General features: G+C 37.2%; 18 protein-coding genes. 4 read left to right on the top strand and 14 right to left on the bottom strand.

Annotated features, from left to right (window positions below):
* The first annotated feature begins 179 nt into the window (after positions 1-179).
* The 3 genes from ALPR1_RS09015 to ALPR1_RS20805 all read left to right on the top strand — a co-directional run bounded on the left by ALPR1_RS09015 (position 180) and on the right by ALPR1_RS20805 (position 6,228).
* Positions 180-3,770 (top strand): hypothetical protein, encoded by a 3,591-nt coding sequence (locus tag ALPR1_RS09015; RefSeq protein ID WP_008200106.1) that lies wholly within the window; start codon positions 180-182, stop codon positions 3,768-3,770.
* Positions 3,771-4,371: 601 nt separating this feature from the next.
* Positions 4,372-6,033, top strand: coding sequence for an FAD-dependent oxidoreductase (locus ALPR1_RS09010; RefSeq protein ID WP_008200104.1), 1,662 nt, complete (start codon positions 4,372-4,374; stop codon positions 6,031-6,033).
* Between the two features lie 33 nt (positions 6,034-6,066).
* On the top strand, positions 6,067-6,228 hold the full coding sequence (locus ALPR1_RS20805) for a hypothetical protein (protein ID WP_153231787.1): 162 nt from the start codon (positions 6,067-6,069) through the stop codon (positions 6,226-6,228).
* 83 nt (positions 6,229-6,311) lie between these two features.
* Here the strand turns inward: ALPR1_RS20805 and rffA are convergent, their stop codons facing one another.
* The 9 genes from rffA to ALPR1_RS08965 all read right to left on the bottom strand — a co-directional run bounded on the left by rffA (position 6,312) and on the right by ALPR1_RS08965 (position 15,782).
* Complete coding sequence (rffA, locus tag ALPR1_RS09005) at positions 6,312-7,406, bottom strand: dTDP-4-amino-4,6-dideoxygalactose transaminase (protein ID WP_237701654.1); 1,095 nt, start codon at positions 7,404-7,406, stop codon at positions 6,312-6,314.
* A 497-nt stretch (positions 7,407-7,903) separates the two neighbouring features.
* The gene (locus ALPR1_RS09000) at positions 7,904-8,482 is read right to left on the bottom strand and encodes a GNAT family N-acetyltransferase (protein ID WP_008200101.1); all 579 of its coding nucleotides are present in this window, start codon (positions 8,480-8,482) and stop codon (positions 7,904-7,906) included.
* Positions 8,483-8,971: 489 nt separating this feature from the next.
* Positions 8,972-9,796, bottom strand: coding sequence for an FkbM family methyltransferase (locus ALPR1_RS20285; protein ID WP_008200100.1), 825 nt, complete (start codon positions 9,794-9,796; stop codon positions 8,972-8,974).
* Between the two features lie 342 nt (positions 9,797-10,138).
* Complete coding sequence (locus ALPR1_RS08990) at positions 10,139-11,047, bottom strand: glycosyltransferase family 2 protein (RefSeq protein ID WP_008200099.1); 909 nt, start codon at positions 11,045-11,047, stop codon at positions 10,139-10,141.
* A 152-nt stretch (positions 11,048-11,199) separates the two neighbouring features.
* On the bottom strand, positions 11,200-12,048 hold the full coding sequence (locus tag ALPR1_RS08985) for a glycosyltransferase family 2 protein (RefSeq protein WP_008200098.1): 849 nt from the start codon (positions 12,046-12,048) through the stop codon (positions 11,200-11,202).
* A 61-nt stretch (positions 12,049-12,109) separates the two neighbouring features.
* A complete protein-coding gene (locus tag ALPR1_RS08980; RefSeq protein WP_008200097.1) occupies positions 12,110-12,835 on the bottom strand; it encodes a class I SAM-dependent methyltransferase in 726 nt (241 codons plus the stop codon).
* Positions 12,836-13,510: 675 nt separating this feature from the next.
* The gene (locus ALPR1_RS08975) at positions 13,511-13,882 is read right to left on the bottom strand and encodes an endonuclease domain-containing protein (protein WP_008200096.1); all 372 of its coding nucleotides are present in this window, start codon (positions 13,880-13,882) and stop codon (positions 13,511-13,513) included.
* 352 nt (positions 13,883-14,234) lie between these two features.
* Positions 14,235-15,062: an ABC transporter permease gene (locus ALPR1_RS08970; protein WP_008200094.1), complete on the bottom strand. Its 828-nt coding sequence runs from the start codon at positions 15,060-15,062 to the stop codon at positions 14,235-14,237.
* A 213-nt stretch (positions 15,063-15,275) separates the two neighbouring features.
* Positions 15,276-15,782, bottom strand: a complete 507-nt coding sequence (locus tag ALPR1_RS08965; RefSeq protein ID WP_040302692.1) for a winged helix-turn-helix domain-containing protein — start codon at positions 15,780-15,782, stop codon at positions 15,276-15,278.
* 112 nt (positions 15,783-15,894) lie between these two features.
* On the opposite strand from ALPR1_RS08965, the gene ALPR1_RS08960 reads away from it, so the two are divergent.
* Positions 15,895-16,263 (top strand): four helix bundle protein, encoded by a 369-nt coding sequence (locus ALPR1_RS08960; RefSeq protein ID WP_008200091.1) that lies wholly within the window; start codon positions 15,895-15,897, stop codon positions 16,261-16,263.
* 285 nt (positions 16,264-16,548) lie between these two features.
* On the opposite strand, the gene ALPR1_RS08955 is transcribed toward ALPR1_RS08960, so the two are convergent.
* From ALPR1_RS08955 to ALPR1_RS08935, 5 genes are all read right to left on the bottom strand, one after another.
* Entirely contained in the window at positions 16,549-18,102 is a 1,554-nt protein-coding gene (locus ALPR1_RS08955) for a hypothetical protein (protein ID WP_008200090.1), read from the bottom strand.
* On the bottom strand, positions 18,099-19,646 hold the full coding sequence (locus tag ALPR1_RS08950; protein WP_153231786.1) for a hypothetical protein: 1,548 nt from the start codon (positions 19,644-19,646) through the stop codon (positions 18,099-18,101). Before ALPR1_RS08950 ends, ALPR1_RS08955 begins: the two co-directional genes overlap by 4 nt.
* A 249-nt stretch (positions 19,647-19,895) precedes the next feature.
* Complete coding sequence (locus tag ALPR1_RS08945) at positions 19,896-22,346, bottom strand: leucine-rich repeat domain-containing protein (RefSeq protein WP_008200088.1); 2,451 nt, start codon at positions 22,344-22,346, stop codon at positions 19,896-19,898.
* Positions 22,333-23,175 carry a hypothetical protein gene (locus ALPR1_RS08940; RefSeq protein WP_008200087.1) on the bottom strand — a complete coding sequence of 281 codons (843 nt, stop codon included), beginning with the start codon at positions 23,173-23,175 and terminating at the stop codon, positions 22,333-22,335. Before ALPR1_RS08940 ends, ALPR1_RS08945 begins: the two co-directional genes overlap by 14 nt.
* Positions 23,172-23,750, bottom strand: coding sequence for a hypothetical protein (locus tag ALPR1_RS08935; protein ID WP_008200086.1), 579 nt, complete (start codon positions 23,748-23,750; stop codon positions 23,172-23,174). Before ALPR1_RS08935 ends, ALPR1_RS08940 begins: the two co-directional genes overlap by 4 nt.
* Between the last annotated feature and the right edge of the window lie 12 nt (positions 23,751-23,762).

The raw sequence follows: 23,762 nt of genomic DNA, 5'->3' as shown, positions 1-23,762 counted from the left end.
GTACAAATTTTAGCCTGATTTAAAAAATCTTTATATTTATAATACATTGATTTTAAGTACAATAAGATTTCTCTTATTAATTTTTACTAAATACAGATAACTGGATTTTTAAGGATTATCCGATTTCTGGGGCATAAAATTCTTCTTTGGTAATCATTTTTAAATAAAAGCTTTTAGGCATGACAAAGAGCAAAACTTTTGGATTAGGCCTGAGCCTGATGTGTTTCTTGGGTATTTTGATGATTTTTTTATTTCACCAATCCCAGGAAAACAGAAAAGAACTGGAATCCACCGTGGAGCAAAACATGCTCTTGGTTAAAAAAAACATCTTAGATGCCTATTCCGCTTCCAAAGATGAAATATTGGAACAATTGAAGATTCAGATTTTAATCAGCAATAAATCTGAATTGGGATTAATGAAAATGGCTCTTTTTGCCGAGACTATTACCAAAGATTCCCAATTTGAATACCAGATTTCTATTTCGAAGAAGCCTGAAAAACAGTCTACCCTTCGAGTGTCCCAGGGGAAACTGCACATTGAAAATATCAATGGAAATAGATTGTCGGAATGGTTAACTCCTTTTAATCTGAGCGTTCAAAGAGCACTTTCGAAAACCTTTGGCATCCCCTTTAACTCTCTAATATTACAAAATGAAAATATCCAGTTTGATGCTTCATTTCCTATCGAAGATCTCTATAAAAAAGACCGGGCCCTAAATTCTTTTTTTGATCAATTGATGTTCCTGGATTCTGCAGGAGTAATTCAACATCCCAAAAAATGGGCAGGAATTACTTTAAATCTCCCAGATAGCAGTGCTCCTAAAAGGTTAGGAACCCGTAGTATGGATTTTGATCTTTTGAACACCAATTATCAGGCGGTTTTGACCGAATTGCAGATAGAGGGGGAAAATTTCTATATCCTTGGTGCTATTTCAGAGGACAATCTGGATCAGGCTTCCTTTAAGGTCAATTACAACCTTCTGGTACTTCTTCTGATCCTTGTTATTTTATTGGTTGTGGGCATTCCGGTATTTTCTTTCCTAGGGATCAGATCAGGAGATGTCATCAAACAAAGAACTATTTTTTCTAATACCATTTCACTTTTTTTCCTCTTTGTGGTATTAGGTTGGAGTGCCTCCTACTTCCTCTTGGGCAACCTGTTTACTTATGAAAATGAGGAGATGAAAAAAGTAGTTGAAATAGAAACTACAATCAGTAAACTAAAAGAAATAACTGGCTTTCATACTGGAGAAAAACTACAGGAGGATATGATGAAGATCATTGAAGTGAATGAAAAAATCCTGGTCTCCAAAGAAGGTACCATAATTAATTTTAAAGAATATGACGATAATAGTATTACCGATGCAGAATTTAAAGAACTGGTACCAGAGGGAAACCCGAATTATATCAGTGTAAAAGACCGGGAGTATTTTAAATATTTTCTTGATAGCCAAGACAACGAATATTTTTTAACCAGGGTATTTTCCCGTAGATCCGGGAAACCTGAACTAGTACTCAGCACGCAGGCAAAACCTAGGGAAAATTCCTTTCAAAATGCTCAGGTTGAAGCTCTTACTTTTGGTATTCAAGCCGAATCAGTGCCTTATGACAATACCAGAAGGTTTCTGGTCATGAAACAAAGCGGAGAATTGATTTTCAATTCCTCTCAGATTAAAACTCCTATTCAAACTATTCAGGATTTGGTCGAAAAAGAGAAATGGGAGGAAATGAGGTTTTTGTTGGGTTCGGAGGAAAAACAATTCATGGACCTGAGGATGAATGGAAATGCATACAGGGCTGTTTTAGTCCCTTTGGAATTTGAAAATCTCGATTCTAAGCTTTGGTTGGTATATTTTATAGATTTTAACCTAGGCCACCGGTTTATTTCTGTTGTAGGTCTGGAAAGTCTTAGTCTCTTACTTGGTTACTTGTTGTTTCTGGTGCTTTTGATTGGTCTTATTTATTATCTGTTTATTGAAAGATCCCAGCACAATTGGAAAAAGACTCCATTCAGAACCTTGATGTATCATCCAAAGATGCTGCATGCCTATTCGAGGGGATGTATGATGTTTCTTGCAATCATAGTTCTACAGATATTTTTCCTATGGCAATTTGGAACCAGCCTGGAGAATCGATTTTGGGTACTCGTTTTCAATCTGATTTTTTCATTACTAGTGGTATGGTGGATTCCTCAAAGAGAAAAAAATAGGATCAAGGCTCAATTATCGGCTGACTCAGAAAAGGATGATGAGCCACAGCAGGATGATGAAAAAAAGGAAGATAAACTGGCTACCCGAAGTCTTTACACCCTGTTTATATTTTTATTCTTTTTCTCCATAGGGTTTTTACCTGCATTTGGAGTTTATGACACTGTAAATAACATAGAAAACAAGATCTGGGAAGGCGAGAAAAAGGAGGTTTTGCAATTGCAAAAAAAGGAGCTCGAAATTCTTAATCAGGGGATTTTTACTCCGAATTTAGAATTGGCGAGAAGGAATTTTGCCTCCACCATCGTGGACCTCTCTGAGGGTCAATTGAAAGAATTGGTATTTGCCGATTATAAAATGCTTAACAGGGTCAGCAAGAACATGAAATTGGGATACAACCTGCAGTGGAACTATGGTTTGTTCTTGATCGTCCTGCTGATAATAATATTGTTGATCGGGATGTATGCCCTCACCCAAAAACTATTACAGACTTGCTTTGCGAGTACTGTGCGTGATGTCATCCCCAATAAGAAGTTGGATATCCTTAAGACAAAAGAAAGAAGATTATTTCTTACAGGTCTGGATTCCGATTTGTTTAAAGCCTGGATTATTGACAAGATACCCGGTATTGCGGAAGATGATATTGAAATCATTGACTGTAATGCATCACTTCCAAAAACCCCCACTGAAAAGAGTGAAGAACCTGTAAAAGAGGAGGTTTTAAAGAAGCCAAATAAGAAAAAAGTGGTTTTGATAAAAAATATTCACTGCCTGGGAAAAGAAGATAAAATCGCCGAAAAACTGATTGGTTGGGAGGCCGATCACAAAGATGAGATATTGGTTTTGGGTTCAGGATTTTCTATCAGGGAACTGAGCATTTTTCACTATGGAATCGCTACCCAAACCACTAATATTAAGCTCGTTCAAATGACGGAGTTACTGAGTGACTATTCATTTTATTATGTACCCATAAAGCCAAAAATTATTCTTGAGGAATCAAAGAAATCAAAAGAGGGGGTTCCAGAGAAGCAAGAAGCGGAAGAAAAGGAATCACCATTACTCAAGGATAAAGTACATGAGGAGGAGACCTTTAAACTGATTAAAAGTTTACGGTGTAAAAAAGCATATTATCTGAATTTATGGGCGGAATTAAGCTTTTATGAAAAGAAATTCTGTTACTACATGGCCAAAGAGGGATTTATAAATTCAAGAAATCTGTCGGTCTTATCCGGGCTGACGCAAAAAGGCATCTTGGTCTATGATGAGGATAAGTTCAAGTATTTATTTTTTGATGTGGTCTTTAGATACTTTGTAATTGATAATTGTCCGGTTGAGTTGATCAAAGAGTTTGAAAAAGATACCAAATCAAACGGCACCCTAGCAAATTACAGCTGGTTGCTTAGCTGTTTTGCCATTTTGGTCATTGGGATTATCAGTTATTTCAATCGAGGTGTTTTAGGACAACTCGAAGCTATAACCACAGTAGTAGTAGGTGCTGCAGGAATCGTAATGGAAGGGATTAGTAAATTGATTCCAAATATTGGCTTTGGGAAAAAACAATAATTCGTCATTTATTCAACTTTTTAGGCACAATGAAAATAGGCTCTCTGAGGGGGATGGGAGTTGTTGGTTGGAAGTTGGAGGTTGGAGGTTGGGAAGTACAAAGTACCAAGTATTAAGTACAAAGTATGGGGTAGGTGGGGTGTACGAAGTACAAAGTAGGTGATATTTGCGAGGTTGGAGGTGGGAAGCCTGCCTACCGAAGGTAGGTTAGAAGTGAAAAGTTTAAAGTTTGAAGTTGTTGGTTGTTGGTTGTTGGTTGGAGGTTAGGAAGTGGGAAGTGGGAAATACTGTTGAAATACTATTGAAATAGGCTCCCCGCGGGAGCGAGATATTGAAACATAATAATTTTAGAACCCTATCTCAGCGAAGCCTATTTCAAGCGACGAAGGAGCTTATATTTCAGCCGAGGGACGAGGCTGTATCTCTCTACCAAAGGCCGAATATCTCAGCACCTGCCTACCGAAGGTAGGAAGCTGTATCTCAGGAAACCTAGGAGCCAATATTTAAACGAAGGTGAATATCAGCAAAGCAATATTTCTCAAAATCATTATCTTAAAACTTTTAATCAGAATTAATCTTACTTAACAAAACCCCAAAACCTATGAATTCCATCCGTATATTGCTTTGTTTTTTAATGTTGATATTCCAGTTGACCGGAGTAAAAGCTCAGGAATATGACCTGGTAATCTATGGAGGAACTTCTGCTGGGGTGGCAGCAGCAATCCAAGCCTCAAGGATGGATAAATCAGTAGTTTTGATTGAACCAAGTAATCGATTGGGTGGACTGACCACTGGAGGTCTAGGGCAAACGGATATTGGTAATAAACAGGCCATTGGTGGCGTTAGCAGGGAGTTTTACCAGGGAATAAAAACCTATTATAATCAAGCTGAAAACTGGAAATGGCAGAAAAAAGAAGAATATAAAGATGGAGGTCAAACCACCACAGCTGAGGGTGAGGATGCCATGTGGACCTTTGAGCCATCCGCAGCATTGACAGTTTACCAACAGATGTTGGATCAGGAAGATGTGACAGTTGTCTATGGTGAGCGCTTACTAAGAACAGATCAAGGAGTGGAGAAATCCAATGGGAAAATTACCTCCATTCAGATGGAAAGTGGAAAAGTATTCCAAGGTAAAATGTTTATGGATGCTACCTATGAAGGGGATTTGATGGCTACTGCTGGCGTTAGTTACACGGTAGGAAGGGAAGGAAACAAGAAGTACAAAGAATCACTCAATGGAGTTCAGGCAAATTATTATGCTCCTACCTTAGAGAATCATGTTTCCCGAAATGCCATCAATCATAATTTTGTCCCAGGGGTAGATCCTTATATAGAAAAAGGAAATCCCGATAGCGGATTGCTTCCCTTTATTTCTCTCAAAGGTCCCGGAATTGATGGTATGGGAGATAATAAAGTTCAGGCTTATTGCTTTAGAATGTGTATGACAGATCATCCAGAGAATAGAATTCCATTTGAGAAGCCTGAAGGTTATGATGAGTTAGATTATGAATTATTGTTTAGAAACTATGAGGCAGGAGAAAACTCTGTGCCTTGGATTAATTCATCTATGCCCAATAGAAAAACAGATACCAATAACCGAGCGGGATTCTCCACCGATTTCATTGGTCAAAATTATGATTATCCAGAGGCTAGTTATGAAGAGCGGGAGAAGATTGTAGAAGCCCATAGAAAGTACCAGCAAGGGCTAATGTGGACGCTTGCATATCACCCAAGAATTCCTGAAAAGATCCGAAATGAAGTTTCCCGATGGGGAACCAGTAAAGATGAATTTGAACGAGAAGATGGTTGGCAGAACCAGTTGTACGTCAGAGAAGCCAGAAGAATGATCAGTGACTTGGTCATGACTCAGCATCATTGTGAAGGGCTTGAGGTCGTGGAAGATGCCATTGGCTTGGCTGCTTATGGAATGGATTCCCATAATATCCAGCGCTATGTAGACGCGAATGGCTTTGTTCAAAATGAAGGAAATGTTGAAGCGCATGTAGGAGGCCCCTACCCGATCAGTTATAGATCTATTGTTCCCAAAAAGTCTGAGGCCGAAAACCTATTCGTCCCAGTATGTGTCAGCGCTTCACATATTGCTTTTGGCTCGATTCGTATGGAACCTGTTTTTATGGTTTTGGGTCAATCTGCAGCAATTGCAGCTTCTTTGGCGATTGATGAAGGGATTGCTGTTCAGGACTTGGAGTATGCTACATTAAAAAATAGTTTATTGAAATATAAGCAGAGGTTGAAGTAGGGAGTTGGATGTGGAATTCGACACGGAGGACAGTTGAATGAAGTATATAGTATTTGGTATTTGGTATGTGGGGTGTACGAAGTACGAGGTACCAAGTACAAAGTAGGGCGTATGTGGTATTTAGAAGATGGGAAGTTGGAAGCTGGAGGTGGGAAGTTTAAAGTTGAGAGTTTAAAGCCTGTCGATTGTAGATAGGTGGGAAGCCTGCCTACCGGAGGTAGGTGGGAGGTTGGAAGTCCTTACATCTTATATCTAATATCATACATCCTAAATCTGCTTCACTTTCCCAACTCATAAAACAAAGGCAATCGTACTAGGCAATCAGCGTATTTATCTGCATTGGGCAACGGCCTTTGATCTGAGCTGATGCTTTGATAATATTCTGAATTCTGCAGATTCTGGTAATGGAAAATGCATAGAATTCCTTTTGCTAGCATACCTTCTATAAATCGCGTTCGAGATGCTTGGCTATCAAACACCAAATAAAATGCATGGGCATTGGAGGAGCTTTGAATTGCCGGAACATGGATTGAATCCCAAAGACTTTCTTGTTCCAAAACTTCCTGAAATTGATTTAGATAAGTTGACTGTAGAATAGAAGCTTCTCTATCGGAATGGATAAAAAAGTGATAGTAATCCTCCCAAATCGTCTTTCTTCTTTCCTGAATTGAATCTAGGTTTTCCAGCTGAGCCCAGAGGTAGGCAGCATTGAGTTCGGATGGCAAAAAGGAACTTCCTATATCTACCCAACCGTATTTGTTTTTTTCTCCACGAAAGAAGGCTGCTCTATCCGTTCCTTTTTCCCAGATTATCTCTGCCCTTTGGATGAATTGGGGATCATTGATCGTTAGCATCCCTCCTTCTCCGCATTGGATATTTTTGGTCTCATGGAAGCTGAAGCATCCCAGATGTCCTATTCCTCCCAAAGGTTTTTCTCCATCAAAGCTATCTATGGCCTGGGCTGCATCCTCCACCAAAAATAGGTCATGCCTCTCTGCAATCTCCATAATGGCATCCATTTCACAGGCTTTTCCTGCATAATGGACAACAACAATGGCTTTGGTATTGGGAGTAATTAGCTCTTCAATCCGAGTTTCATCCATATTGGGATGATCAGACTTACTATCCACAAAAACTATTTTGGCTCCCCTGAGCACAAAAGCATTCGCCGTAGATACATAGGTAAAAGCCGGCATGATCACCTCATCACCTGGCTGGATATCCAAAAGAATAGCAGCCATCTCCAGGGCATCTGTGCAGGAGGTGGTGAGAAGGCATTTTTGAAATCCATACCGTTTCTCAAAAAAATCCTGACAGAGATGGGTATAGTGACCATTTCCGGAGATTTTGCCACGATTGATCGCGTCTTGGATGTATGTCAGTTCCTTACCGGTTTGGTAGGGTTTGTTGAAAGGAGTTGGGGGATGTATGATGTATGATGTAGGATTTATGATGTATGATTTAGGAGATGTACAAAGTACAATGTATTAAGTACAAAGTTTAGGGTATGTGGTATTTGGGATGTGGTATCTGGTATTTAAGGTACAAAGTACGAAGTACAAAGTACAAAGAATGGGTATATGGTAGGTAGTATGTGGTAGGTAGTATGTAGTATGTGGTATATGGTATTTAGGAGGTTGTTAGTTGTAGGTTGGAAATAGGCTCCCTGTGGGAGCGAAATACTATGGAAATACTGTAGAAATAGTTTCCCTACGGGAGCGTGATATTGAAACAGAATAATTTTAGAAGCCTATCTCAGCGAAGCCTATTTCAAGCGACGAAGGAGCTTATATTTCAGCCGAGGGACGAGGCTGTATCTCTCTTCCAAAGGCGGAATATCTCAGCGCCTGCCTCCCGAAGGCAGGAAGCTTTATCTCAGGGAAGCTGTATTATAATAATGATAAATAAATACCCTTTCTGCAACCTCGTATCCCATGGATTTGTAGAGATTACATGCTGCGATATTCTGCTCCTGAGTATTGATTAACATCCTGTCAGCTCCCAAATGAATAGCTCTATTTTCTGCTGACTGTACGAGTTGGCGGGCAAGTCCTTTTTCTCTCTCCTTTTCATTCACCGCCAATAAGCCTATGCTGGCTTCTTTTTCCTCCACTGAAATTGTCACCATGGCAGTCAAGCTTTTATTGGTAAGGACAATATCCTCGTCAATGGCTTTTTCTATCCAGTGCTGGTATAAGTTTTCAAACTCCTTTAGGTTTAAGCGGGCATCCTTTTTAAACCGGGAATATTTACCGCTCTCCAATGCCAAAGATGCAATTTGTTGGTTTAATGTAGAGTTGAAAACCTGAATATCATCTACCTGATTTGGTTGACTCAATAACTTCTTAAAAGTGACCTTCTCTCCCATAAATTGAATCTCCGAACTCTGAAACTCCTGAGGAGAATCAGAAAAAATATAGACGAGTTGGAATTCTGATGCAGCATCCAAAAAGGAGTTTTCATTCCAATCCTGATCTACCTTCGTTTTGCCTACGGGGTAGTTGAAAAGGGAGGAATCGAAAGGAAGGGGTTGAATGTTAAAGTTGATAAGTTTAAAGTGGGAAGTTATAAGTGGGAAGTTGAAAGTTTAAAGTTGGTTGTACAAAGTAGGTGGTATGTAGTATTTAGTATGTGGTAGGTGGTATGTAGTAGGTGGGAAGTTGGAAAGTGGAAATAAGCCCTTCGGGCGAAATACTATGGAAATACAATAGAAATATACTCCCTTTACAAGTTTAAAGTTCTGAAGGAAAAATACAGTTGAAATACTATTGAAATAGGCTCCCTGCGGGAGCGAGATATTAGAAGCGTTTGTGGACTACAATCATATCTCAGAATCGAGGGTTCTGCATTTCTGCAAAGCTTAATTTCGTTTTTATAAATTAGCCTGGTCAATTCTAGGGTATTAGAAATTTTAAAGGAAAAGTAAAATACTCCAGTTTTAACTCTTTCTATACCACATCTCAGGAAGTATATAACTCTCTTTATCCGTGCAATCCCGATCCAGTGGATGAGGGAAAGTAGACACAAACCCTTCGTCTTTCACATAATCATTCCTCAAAAAAGTAAATTCCGAATAGACCGGTAAATCTATACCTTTAACCTTATGTGGCTTGAAAATATTATTTGGGTGATTATGAACAACTGTATGATTTACCAGCAACTTATCAAAAGCTCTTAATGCTTGATTGTAAAAAGCCCCATCAAATAATCGGTCGAGACCATGAAACTCTATGATGATGATTCGAAAGCGTTTTAGTAGTTGGGAGGAAATAGAAAAAAGACATTCATACTCAAAACCTTCAATATCCATTTGCAATATTAAGTCGGAATTATCTCCCTCTGGCAGGCTTTCTTTGACCCAGGTATCTAAACTTATAAATTCCCCATGGTCCCAGGATCCAAGAAATTTTTTCAAAAAGTGAAAATTAGAATGATCAATTTTCGGCTTTTCGATGGAGTAATCAGCCATAAAAACCTGCATACCTATTTCGGCAAGTTCTAATTCAAACCTAGATTCAATATCAACCCCAGGGGAAAAGCAATACTTAATTCCTTCTAATACATCTGGAACTAGGTAACCACCATCTGCATTAGGTCCAATCCTCCGTAATTTATGTCCTGATTTCCTCGGGTGGAGTTTGTCTATTAATCCTTGAATTGTTTTTTCTGGCAGTCTATATGTGATCGATAAATGAAAAAAATGTGCAATGGGTTTTGTGATTTTATAAAAAATATTTCGAACATTGACTGCGATAAAATTCATTCTCAATCTTTAAAGTGGAAACCTTTGACAAAGGTGATTTAAAATATTCACTCTTTATCATGGCAAAATTCATTTCTTGAAGAATTCAAAATAACTGAACTGATTAAGATCGCAAAGAATACTTTTTCATTATGAAGATTATTAAAAAACACTGAGAATAAACTTCTTAAAATTGTGAAATTTTGTTTTGCAATGGTTTTGACAAAGAGAAATTTTCAGGAAAGACGGTATAGGTAATAATCCTAAGTTCAGTTTAAAATCACCCTCATGAAGTAAGTGATGGGTTTTTGATTGGAAAACTGACTCACTGTGCTACAACAAACTATGCTCTGCAGGTAGGAATTAAATCTCCTTTTCAATAATATAAATAGGTCGTTTTTTTACTCCTTCAAAGGTTTTTCCAATGTACAAGCCAACCATTCCCAGTGTCACTAATAGAAATCCTGTGAGAACCCATATCGAAATTATGAGACTTGCATAGCCTGCCACGATAATATCGCCTTGAAAGTATTTTAGGAGCGTATATAAGGCAAATAAAAAGCCAGTTAGAGCTACAAGCAACCCCAACTTTACCGTCAGCCTAATTGGTTTATCCGAATAGGCTAACATGATATCTAAAGCTAAATTGAACAGCTTTTTATAACCATAATTACTGTTTCCTTCCTCCCTACCTGCATGGATTACGTCGATACTGCTTTGCCTAAAGCCAACCCACTTGACCATGGTAGGAAAGTATCTGATGCTTTCTCGCATTCCTACCACCTCATTGATGACTTTGCGATGATAGATTCCGAAATTAGCGATGGTTTCATCCTGATCCGAACCCGTTAGCCATGCGAGTGTTCTATAGAAAATCTTAGAAGATATCCTTTTAAAAAAGCTGTCTTGCCTGTTCTTTCTTCTCGCCAATACCACATCAAAACCTTCCTGCGCTTTTGCTAATAAGTTTGGGATTTCTTCCGGTCTATCTTGCAGATCACAATCCATTACTACCACCCAATCACCTTTTGAAGCATCCAATCCAGCAGTAATCGCATAATGCTGTCCAAAATTCCGGGATAATTTAACGCCTCTTATTTCTGGATGAATTTCTGCGAGTTGCTCGATTTTATGCCAGGAATTATCCGGGCTAAAGTCGTCTACCAAAATTATTTCCATTTTATGCTCAGGCAAAACTTGCTTGATTCTTGAAATCAAATCTTCAAGTGTATTTTCTGCACGGTAAACTGGAGAGATAATGGAGAGGAGCAATGGGGGTTTAGGATGTATGATTTCTGATTTTAGATGTTATAAGTATTAAGTACAATGTACCAAGTACTAAGTATGGGGGTATTTGGTATGTGGGATGTAGTATGTAGTATTTGGGAGTACGATGTAATAAATACAAAAACACAGGTCCAAAATCAGGATGGGTAAGTGATCACTGATTTAAACTCTTTCATCTTCTTGTAGAGGTTATAATACAGTCGGTTGATTTTCACCTCAAATGGAGGTTTGTGATAGGATAAATTATTTCCGGTGCTGATATGATAATAGTGTCTTCTTACCAATGAAAACTCATTACAACTTTCCAGGTATTCTCTTACTTTCTTTCTGTATTTAAAATAATTATCCTGTTTAGCCTTTTTATTATTTTTGGCGTTGGTAATGGAATTATTTCTGAATTTCATTACTGCAAGCGCTTCAGGGCAATAAGAAACTTTAGAATTTATTCTTAGTAGGTCAAACATCAGGTAGTATTCCTGCATGTTTGGTAGGTTTTCTCTCCATCCCCCAATTTGCTTGATCAGATCACCGTTCCACAGATTTGATATTGTTATCCCAAATTTGATTCCCAACAAACCTGACCATGGATCAGTAAGGTAGTTTTGGAACTCTCTTTTTCCATCTTTTTGAAATAAAAAAGTGCCCACTAAAAAAGAACTTTCTTCATCAAGGTATTCTAATTGCTTTTTAATTTTCCCAGGAAGGAGTTCATCATCGGCATCCTGAAATTGTATCCATTTATTCTTACAATGTGCAAGCCCTAGATTTCTTGTAGCTGGAGCACCTTTATTGCTTTTTCCTGGATGATGTAACACAGTAATGAGATCATATTTATCTGCTAATTCCAAGCAGATAGAATAAGATTTGTCTTTTGAGCCATCATCAACTAAAAATATCTCGTTAATTTCTGGCTGAATCAAAAGAGATTCAACAGATTTTTTTAATGTCTTTTCCGCATTAAAAACAGGAACTACAGCTGATACCATTTAAAATTTTGTGCGAGTGATGAATGGTTAAAAATACAATTTCAAATTCATTTTTCAGTGTTTATTGATTAGGCTTCCAAAAAATACTGGTCTCGGTAAAAAAAGCATAACAGACGGTCACTCCCTGATATTTTTCTCTTTTCCAACCATTTAAATACTTATTAATGGTGGCCTGATAAGATTCACGCTCTGTATTATCAAATAATAAAATTCCTCCTGGTTTTAATTTGGATAGCGTTTGAACAAGGCAGGCCGGTCTTACCCTGCCATCAATAATCAATAAATCTATAGATTCATCAGGCAAATGATCCGCAGCATGTGCATAATCCTTGAATGTTAAACCTTCACAATACATCCCGTTTACACTTTTATATTCATCTGGGAGGTTTTCATTATTTTCCTTTTCAGGGATATGCAAATTGAGTTTTACGTTTGGATGGTTACCACAATTTTTCACGACTTCCTGAAACCAAACTGCATCATGTTCAATAGAATAAATGCTATTCACTTGATTCCTCAAAAACATGGTGCTACCTCCTGAGCCAAATTCCAAGACATTCATTTCAGGTTTTATCAAAGATTCCAACTTTTTAAATGCAAAATGGTTGATCCAGGGCATTTCAGCTTCGTAGGGATATTTATATTTCCTACAATAATGAAAGTATGCAGGAAATCCTTTTATCGCTTCAGATATAGGTTTTCCTTGTTGTATGTATTTTAAAGTTTCACTCAAAAACCTCCCTACTATTTTATAGGTAGGTTTAATATAATCCTTGTCTGAGTACATTAATGGGTAAGATTTTAGTGGATGAATTCAAGTCTTCTTGAGAAGAAAAAGTTGATAGAATAATAGTTTGTTGGTTCCGCCACGGCGGACAGGTGTTAGTTGAAATAAGGTCCCTCCTGGAGCTATAAAGATTTATAAAGTTTAAAGTTTATAGTGGAGAGTTTAGAGTTTAAAGTTGGAAATAGTTTTGAAATACTATAGAAATAGGCTCCCTGAGGGAGCGAAATATTGAGAACAAATTTATTTTTAAAAACCTATTTCAGAATCGAAGATTCTGTATTTCTCTGCCAAAGTCCAAGCAATATTAAGTGGTTTGATTTTAATCTTTTTAGATTTCTCCTCGCGGTATTAGCTATTCTTCCTTTTTCAATAGTATTCGCTCGTTCGAAATGACTGGAACTAAGGTCATATTTGTTGTTGGTTGTTAGTTGTACAAAGTATTTCGAATGTGGCATTTAGAGGGAATGTATGAGTCATGAAGAAATTACTTATCAGTGCTCACTGTTAACTGAGACTGCCAACTGCCAACTGATTACTTTTTATGCTACCTCTGCGAATATGCGTTCAACCCCCTACCCCTAAAGGGGAGAAATTGGAGATAGGTAAAATTCTAAGTTACTGAAGAGCTAATAATGAGTAACAGGGCCCTATTTCTCATCACTTTTTCTTTTAATTTTAAAGTGACTTGTTAAGATTTTCAATTTCCACTAAAATCAGTTTGAGAACTTCGTCTGTTTCTTGAATTACAAAAGAATTTTTGAATCTAAGGATGTGGATCCCCAAAGCTTTTAAGTCTTCCTCCCTTGCTACATCTCTTGCTTTTTGGTCTATTTTATTATGGATTTCCCCATCTAGTTCTATTCCTAAGCGATATTGATGACAATAGAAATCTAGGATATACTTAGAAACAGGATGTTGCCTTCTGAAGTGTAGGTCATTAAGCCTATTTGCTCTTATTCTCTCCCACAATATATTTTCAGAAGGAGTTAATTTCATCCGGAGTTCTTTAGCTCGTCTAAATATTTCTGGAGAAGCTCTGTGATGCATTCTTTTTTAGAAATTCGTTAGCCTTTTTCTACCCCTGACCCCTAAAGGGGTGAATTGGCCTTATCTTTATTTGATTGCTATAATGGCGGAGAAATTTTTATTGCGAATAAGTTATACTTCAAATACCTAATAGCTTTTTCGTGACTTGCTCCCCCTTCAGGGGGTTGGGGGGTAGTTAAGCAACATCAGCGAATATGCGTTCCATTCGGCGTCCCGATTTCTTGTCAAATTGTATCTGATCGGGATCGCCTCATGTATTGTAATTATGCCACGTCAGCAAAAATTCGTTCCATTCTCCATCCCGATTAATTAATACAATAAAGTTTGATCGGGATCGCCTCATGGATTGTAATTATGCTACGTCAGCAAAAATTCGTTCCATTCGGCGAAAGTACATCATGCCGAAAACAAAGAGAATAATGGCTACGATACTGCCTGGCCAGATCCATTCCCATGGCATTGGGCGGCCAAGAAATGCAGCTCTGAACCCTTCTATGACACCTACCATGGGGTTTAGAATATAGAATTTTTGATATTCTGCAGGAACTGCGGTTGTACTATAAACCACAGGAGCAGCATAAAGTAAAAGTTGGACGACAAAGGTCAAAGCATGCTTCACGTCTCGGTATTTTACAGCCATCGCTGATAGAGTCATTCCCACTCCCAGGCTACACATCAAAAGTTGAACAATCAGCAATGGTAAAAACAATAAACCCCATCCCGGCGTCACCTGATAATAAATCATCATCCCAATAACCACAACAAAGGCAATCAAGAAATCAAGTAGTTTGGATAGTATTGATGACAAAGGCAAAACCATTCTTGGAAAGTAAACCTTTGTAATCATATTGGCATTTTGAATCAGTGAATTTGCTGATTCGGTAAGTGTTCCAGAAAAGTAATTCCAGGGCCAAAGTGCCAGGTAGGAAAACAGGGTATATGGAATTCCATCTGAGTCAACTTTCGCCAGATTTCCAAAAACAACTGTGAAGACTAGCGTTGTAAATAATGGTTGAATTATCGCCCAGGCCACACCTAAAACTGACTGGGCATAGCGAGCTTTTATACCTCTAAGAGTTAGGAAATAAAGTAAGTCCTTATACCTCCAAAGCTCCTTAAAATCAATTAATTGCCAACCTGAAGTAGGTTGAATTACTTTATAATGTTGTTTTTGTTCCAAGTTGAGTTGAGTAAATGGTATTTGGTATATGGTATTTGGGGTACGAAGTACCAAGCACCAAGTATAAAGTGGAGGATTTAAAGTTTAAAGCCTGTCAGCCGGAGGTAGTTGGGAAATACTGTTGAAATACTATAGAAATAGGCTCCCTGCGGGAGCGAAATAGTTATTAGAAGTGAAAAATTTAAAGCCTGCCTACCGTAGGTAGGAAGCCTATCATTTCCCAAAAACCAAGATTCCTTGAATGTCTCCCGGGTCATTCTCCAGAATTTTTACGTCCACTTTTCTATTGACCTTTTCAAAGGTTTTTTCTTTGATGAATTCCAGGTATTCCTTATCCAGGTTTTTACCTATTAAGATCATATTGACTGTTCCGGAGTCTATCCCTAATGCATAGTCTCCGACAATATAAGCCTTCTCCACCTCTCCCATTCTTTTGACGATTCTCTCCATCAAATCATCCAGTCCGAGGAATTTGGAGACCATATTGGTAATTTCATTGAAAAAGGGATGGTTTTTATTGGCTTTGTAAAGCTTGGTTTTCCCCTCTTCCTCAGAAACCAATAAACCTGCTTCTGTCAAGCGATTGAGTTCGACGCGAACAGAATTAGTAGACTCATCAAATTCTTTGGCCAAAGAACGCAGGTATCCTGAATTAGCATGAGCAAAGAACTTGAGAAGAAGTTTTATGCGGGTTTTAGATGTGACGAGGGATTCGAGCAAAAAAGTTGTTAGATGTTGGTTGTTGGTTGTAAGTTGGGGGGTTGTGAATACTAATTAATTTAATTACTTTGTGTTTAGTTTTTATTTTTTAATTGAATTGAAAGTTGTCTTTATGAGTAGCTATAAAGATCTTGATATCTATCAGATTAGCCTAAGTCTATTTTTAAAAACTCATCCATTTACCTTAAAGCTTCCAAAGCACGAACTTTATGAATTAGGGAATCAACTCAGGCGATCTTCAGATTCAGTAAATACCAATATTGTAGAGGGATATGGCAGAAGGTCCTACAAAAATGATTTTATCAAATTTCTAGTTTATTCTGAGGCAAGCTGCTTAGAAACGATCAGCCATTTGGAGAAAATTAAAGTACTTTACCCTTACCTATCTCAGGAGTCTGAAGATCTTCTTAATAATTACAATTTGTTAGGGGGTAAAATTCATTCTTTTAAAGAGTATGTTAGATCAAAATGGAGATGTTAAATAAGTAAATCCCAATAAGCATACGTTTATCAACATTTGAACTTTACAACCAACAACAATTAACCCCTTAATAATCCCCAACTATTTCAGCTTCGCCCTTTCACTCCCAATCCCCAAGCCCCCTTTCCCGATAGCTATCGCGGAGGGGAGATCTACTACTAGGACATTGACTTAAAGTATTGAACTAGTAATATTCAAAGGAAATTAAAAACTACTTTTGACTGAGTAATAAATTTACTCGGTAGAATTGTAATACCAAATTATCTTCAATCTGATTTAATAATTTCAATAAGGATCTGATTTGAACTGAAGGAATTGAAAGTTCGGGCTAGTTGTAAAAGAAACTCTATGAATGTTGGGATTCAAACTTTTCATATAATCCGGAAATACAAGTGGTTCATCCATTTGGATAGCAAGAAGGGAAAAAGTACCAAGCTTACTAATTTTAGAAACATTAAACCTTTTAAGTGCTTTTTCTTGGAACGGAGACCTTGAAATCCACCCTTGAATAATAAATGGAGAAGGATTAAATTGATTATAGTTTAATCCAAACATATGTACTTGATACCCTTCTATGAATATTGGTTCAGATGCTGAAGTATTCATTGTTAATTCTGTTATTTCACTTCTCATAATCTTCCTTCCATATCCTTCTTTCAAAAAATTAATTGAATGGAAAATTAATGCAAAAACCAAAAGACTAATACCCCATTTCCAATAGTTTTCTTTCCCGAAAAATGAAGAGTCCAGAATCAAAGGAATAAGCAAAACAAGAAAAAATAATATTGTCACTCTTCCATAAAAAATAAAAAAATGGCTCAAAACAAGAAGTACAAGTAGCCAAACAATAGTGAAAGTGACCACTTTTTTCTTTCCATAAAAGAATAATAAACCTAAAATCAATAAGGAAATAAAACTTTTAAAAGCCTCAGCCATTTGAATCTTGGCTGTTCGCCTAAAGGTTTCAGCAACCTGATCCAAGGAAAATAACATTTGATCAAGCTCTGATTTATATTCAATTAAGTCCTGTGTAGCTAGCTCTCCTTCCTCAAAAAACCATCTAGAAAAGAAAAACCATTTAGAGTCCTCCGAAATCTCGTTTTCAATTAATATTCTATGAAATGCGGGATGATCCAAAACACCCGATCGAGCTTTATTAAATTGAAGAAATTTTGAGTATTCTGAATTTTTCTCCCAATAAAACTTCGAGAAAAAAAGAAGTAAAGCGATCCCAACTATTGGTAAAAACATAAATGCTAATTTCTTGAGTTCGGCATACCTATAAACAATTAAAAAATAAAAACTTGCCCCAATTGTCACCAACAAGACTGCCTCATACCGAATCAAAAAGGCTAGGGACATTAGGGTTATTGACAATAAATAATTTAATGACTTAGCACCCGAGTTAATACACAGAATTAAACCCGCCAGAAACGCTATTCCTGCTACCTGGGTAAATTGCAAAAAGAAAAGAAAGTGAATACATATCAGGCAAATCAAAATTGCCATAAACTGTTGTTGAAAGAATGGGATAATCTTGATTGAAAGGACTTTTATTAGACTCAAAAAAGAAAAATAAACCACCAAAAACCAGGTCAATGGATACCAAGGGGTTGTTGGAGACAGAATATAAAGTTTTGAAAATGTCCAACTTAGAAAGGGGTGAATATAGACAGCATAGGACTCAGGAGTTCCTGTATAAGCTCCCGACACCAACCACATCATCACTTGGTCATCGTTAACCTGAAATCGCCAAGGAAGAAACCAAATAATCAAGGTGAAGATCGAGAAAAGCGTAACCCAAAAAATGAATAAATTCTTTTTAATAAAATCTTTCACTGTTTTTTAACTAATAAATTCATTTCACCTTGCTTTAGCTGATACCTATTTACTAAATAATCTGCTAAGTTAAGCTTAGGAAGCTCCTGATATGGAAAGTAAATAATTCCCTCCACTCCTTTCGGAAATTTAGAAAAGTGAAAAATCAATTGTTCCTTATCCCAAATCCCCGGGTTAAAGGGAGAAGTTCTATTAAGTAGAACCAACCAACCCGCATTTCTGTAAACGGCAATCAACTCACCTTCAGGAATCACGTTTGTTTTTTCTTTTAAATCCCTCAACACATCAACCATTTCTTTTGATAAATAGATGTTCTTACCCTGTCTATACTCCCATTTAGTATTGCTTTCCCAAAGAGGAATTCCTTCAAAAGGTTGAAACCATCTCCCTGCGAATACAAGTATAAAGGCTACAGTAGCTAATGTGCTTGAAAAACCTAAAGTAACTTCTTTAAAATGGGGCCATACTAGCAGAATTGCTAATACCCAAAACAACCAATAATGGATTGCCAAACGCATCCAATACACATTAGACCCTAGGTGTAAGGCAAATGGGATACAAATCAAAACCAATATCAATTGCTTATGTAGGCTAGAAATCTTAGTCCATTGTATTTGACCAAGCACATAAGAAAGAAATGCTGCTGAAATTAGCATTACTAAATGCGTCCATTCTGCAGTGATTTTAGTGAAATAAAATACGATAATGACGATTACAGCCAATAAAAAAAACTTTGCCTTAAAGTTAATTTTGATCCATTTTGACAGGATAAAACCGGGTAGGAAGACCATGGAAAACCAAAAGATTCCTACCAAATTATGCTTTAAAAGAAGATACCAATCATAATCAGGCCTTCCTTGAATTATCGACAAAGATGTATTAATTCGAGTAAGCAGGGATTCACCCAGAAAAAAATAAAAGACCAATTCTAAAATTGGTACTGGCAAAACCAAAAAGAGAATCCCCTTCAGTTTTAACTCTTTCCTCCAAAGCAAAATTAAAATCGTAAGAAAGCTTAAGGAAATACATGCTGTGATTTTGACGTATGCCATCAATGCTAGGACTATTCCTAAACATATGTATTTCTGAAGTTTTTCACCCTTGATTGAAGTGCAATACAACCAGATACAGGCAAGCACTACAGAAAGTGAGTTATAGGAAAGACTGGGAGGTAAAAAAGAGTAACCTCCAAAGATGGCCAGAAGGCTCACCATGAAGACATCCCAGTTGAAATCTTCCTGTTCATGAATGTTTTTCCAAAACAAGGCACAAAAAAATGCTCCTAATGAGTAAGATATCAGACGAATTAATCTAGAACCTATTATTCCAAAATCAATTGAACTTATCTGATAAATGAGTTTAAAAAAAAGGTCATAATTAAAAAAGGCACCTTCATTCTCTTGAACTGGGTTTATCAAAAGCAGGTACAATCCTTCATCAGTAACATCAAATCCTCTATTGATTCCAACTAAAATCAAGCATAGACAAAGCAGAGTTGATACTAGCAAAACCACTCGAACACCTTGATTTTTGTTTTTTTTCACTTCTGAAAATTGACTATCAGCTAAAAACACCAACACTACAAAATACAATGATTTAACGCCAAAGTATTATTTTGTGGATAAATACCCTTACTTAAAACAAAAAAATACCCAGTACTGGGTATTTTTTTTTCATTGCTACTATATACCTTTATGTCAGGGTGATTAAGCAACTTTTCTCATAATTTTTTATGGAACCAACATTAAGGGATTTTTTCTAACATTTTTTTATCCCTTTTATTTTCACCCTTCTTAATAATACCGGACTTCGCAATCAGGAACTGATTCTTTAAAACTATCTACGGCTCTGCTATTTACTCTTGTATTGAAGCAAGAAAGCTTTTTCAGGTTAGTAAGACCTTGAATAGGTCTCAAGGAACGTAGGTTTGTACTAGCCACATCCAACTCTTCCAAAGATATCAGTCCTTCCAATCCTTTCAAGGTTCTCAAGTTTGTTCCTGAAATATTGAGTTTTTTCAAATTAATCAGGTTTTCCAGGGGATCTAAATCCTCAATACCGGTATTTGAAATATCTAGAGATTCCAATGACACCAAATTACTGATTGGGCTAAAATCCTGAACAGGCACTTGAGAAATACTCAGACTCTTCAAGAGTTTCATTTCAGAAAGTGGTTCTACATTCATAAATGGAGCATCAAAAATTGTCAAAGATCTAAGGTTGCTAAACACTGTTAAAGCCTCAATATTCCCGACTGATACTCTCTCAAAATCCAAGGAGGACTTACCTGTCATGGCATGAAGCTGGTCTGCATCTGGATTCTCTGGTGTAGAGTTTTGTCTACGTAACAATACCTTCCAGGTATTATCCAGTCCTTCCCACCATGCAAAGAGCTCATCCGTTCTATAAACAATATTTAAAGTAGGTTTTTGAATTAATATTTCAGGAACCTCTTCCTCCATAATCTGAGAACCATTCACATTTAGATAAGTCAATTCAGGCAGGGCAAGAACATCCATGATACTTGTTACAGGTGAGCCTTCCAGATTGATACTTTCCAAGAGTTCATTATTCTTGATAGGAGAAATATCAGAAACCTGCGTATTCTTACCTAGAATCTCAACCAAAGTCTTTACCTCGGATAAAGGAATCAAATCTGCCACCTCATTATCAGAGAAATCCACTTTTCTTAATTTGACAAATCGCGTAATCGGATTCAAAGTTGTAATTCCCTTTCCAGCCATATTCAATTCTTCCAAACCAATGGTCTGGGTAAGAATTTCCACATTAGGGTTGTTTGATCGTATTTGAGGATTAGCCTCTTTTAGAGTTTCTTTCCAGGCATCTGATAATCCAGACCACCAGCTCTCAAGATCCTTGATATGGTGGATAAGAAGTACTTTTGGGTTCTTTCTAATATAATTATCCGCTGCAAAGACCGAAAGCTTTGTCTGATCTACCAATACCTTCACCAAATTAGGCTTGTCGTCCAACACAGAAATATCTGCCACTTGAGTTGAGGTAAGGTCTACCACTTCCAGATTTTCAAGACTATCCAATGGGCTCAAATCCTGAATATTGGTTTCAGATAAATTCAGCACTTCCAAAGCACTCAAATCTCCCAGGGCGGTGAAATTGATCAAATAATTTCTACTGAGATTCAAATCTGTTAAATGATTCAGTTCCTTGATATTCTCCGCGTTATTAAAGCCGCTTTCCACCATACTAAGCGATTTGAGGCTATCAAATTCATTTAGAACCGCAAAGCTCATGATGGGTGTATAATTAGCTCTAAGGCTAGTTAAAGACTTTAAATTGGCTAATTCATCAATGTTCTGAATATTGGTATTGGAGATATCCAAATGTTTCAATCGATCCGAATACTTAATAAACTGAATATCTGAAGTAGGGGTATTAGATACATCCAGGTATTGAAGGAAAGTTACGTTGGAAATAGGGCCCAACTCGGTAATCTGAGTATTGCTTAAGTTGACATATTTCAATTCTCTCATAGCCTCCAATGGCTTGAGGCTTAAAAGGGAGTCTGTTCCCGAAATATCCAAGGAATCCATTCCTACAAATCGGTACAACTGATCCACATCAATTGAATCATATTCTGTCAATTGGAATTTATCTCTGAAAAATGCTTTCCAGTTGGTATCAAGAATCTCCCACCATTCCATGAGTTCTTCATCTCTACTCAATTTGGTGGTGTAAATGCTGGCAATCTTTAATTCTTGGGATTTATCTTCCAAGTTCACCTCTACAAACCTTGGTTTGGTATTGGTGATTTCTTCTCCCGTCTTGCCAGCGGCAGTAATCGTTCTATCCAGAGAAACTAAAAAGTAAACATCCCCATTATCTTTTTGGGCAGGTTTTACCTCTCTGATTTTAAATTTAAAGTTTACATTATTAAAAAAGAACTCAATATCCTTCAGGTAGGCGGTAACATCTTTATTGGTGACCACTTGCCTATCCATCAAAAGGTCATCTTCCACTTGGACTTGAGCGTCACGGAAAATCTTTAGATAGCTTTCTCTGATGACGACATCTTTATCTCTTGCCGGGGTTTCTTGATTACCAACAGTATTGAGCAGGTATTCTAAAAAACGAACCTGATCTTCAACTTTCCCTTCAAAGTCTTTTATTTCCTCTGGGGTATATCCTTTGATGTTTTGACCAAAAGAACTGAAATTCAGCCCAAGAAGAAGAAAAATGAATATGGATACTTTATTCTTGATCATAAATGTATTTCAGGATAGTTTCCTTGTCACCTGGACTTAATTTCAACAGGTTTGAGATCAACCAGCCCGTATTAAAACCGGGTCTATTAAATTGATTTACTTCAAAATACCAGCCTTCTATCTGGAAGAAATGAAACTTGACATCTGTGACAGTTTGGAAACGGATGTTATTTTGTTTCATCTCATACAAAAATAGTGTCAAATAATCTGGTTTGAAGCTTGATTTTGTAAATGCCTCTGGAACTTTGGAGTCCTGAAAGGCTCTCCGGAGGTTCATGAAGCCTAATTCATGGCTTAAAGGGTGGAGAAAATCTTTTGAATCTCCCACAGGTTTATTGAACAAGTTCTTAAAAGGGGGAAAACTTACCCGATCAAATACCCATTCATACCCCAAACCTTCCGGTTGAAGTTTTAAAATGATGGTTGCCGTTTCTCTTTTTCCTTTAAAAAGGAAATCTGCCTGGACTTCAGCTATCCAGCCTTCCCTATGAAAATTTATGTATTGAGGGTAAACATCCGAAAGGACATTTTTAATAAACTCCTCTTTTAAATCTGTAGAGATTGAGGAAGTTTGATTATCAAATAGGACTTTGATAAAACCTTCTCTAAGTTTTGTATTTCGATAAAGGGAATCACCCGGATAATATCTGACATTTCCGTCAGTGGGAGATTCTTCACCGTTGAATCTTCTAAAAAATTGATTGAGTTGTTTGGTCGATGCTGCGAATTTACCATCATCCTTGATTGTCCCGGGGCTTCCAATACCTTGCCCCGAGACAATAAGAATGTTTGCGATAAACAACGCAAAGATCAGGGGAATTAATCTCATGCGGAGGTTTCAGTAACTCTTACATCGCCAAGCATCACATCCCAAAATTCGATGGTACGGCCAGCAATCTGAGTCTGTTTTTTCTCAACGTAAATAGTAATATCCTTTTTGGTGGTATCCTTATAATTCATACCTGTCTCAATAGAAGTACCTTCAAATCTTTGAAAAACGGTGATCACACCTACATATCTTCCATCAGGCTGCCTTTCTAGGTCAGAAATATATTGGATATCATACCAAGTGATATTTACTCTGTCATAATTTAAAGCCATCAATCTTTCGAAATATCGTCTCACTTTGTAGTAAGCGATTTCGTTTGAGTTGATGCTGGAAACTCCCATTTCAGCTCCTGGTGCGAAAAGTTCTTCCGCTCTGTCCATCACACGGTTAGCTTCAGAAAACTGAGTCTCTTTACTTCCGATGATGCTGATATATTTACTAAGATCTTTTACTTTCTCTAATGCCAGGGAGTCAATTGCCTGCTTCCTAGAAGGGCTAATATCATCTGCCTGAGCAAATACACTTACTGCCGTGGCTAAAAACAGGCCCAGCATAAGAATCATTTTATTTTTCATGTCAAATCAAAT

The organism is Algoriphagus machipongonensis (assembly GCF_000166275.1).
Taxonomy (GTDB): domain Bacteria; phylum Bacteroidota; class Bacteroidia; order Cytophagales; family Cyclobacteriaceae; genus Algoriphagus; species Algoriphagus machipongonensis.
This window is presented reverse-complemented; position numbering and strand designations above follow the sequence as displayed.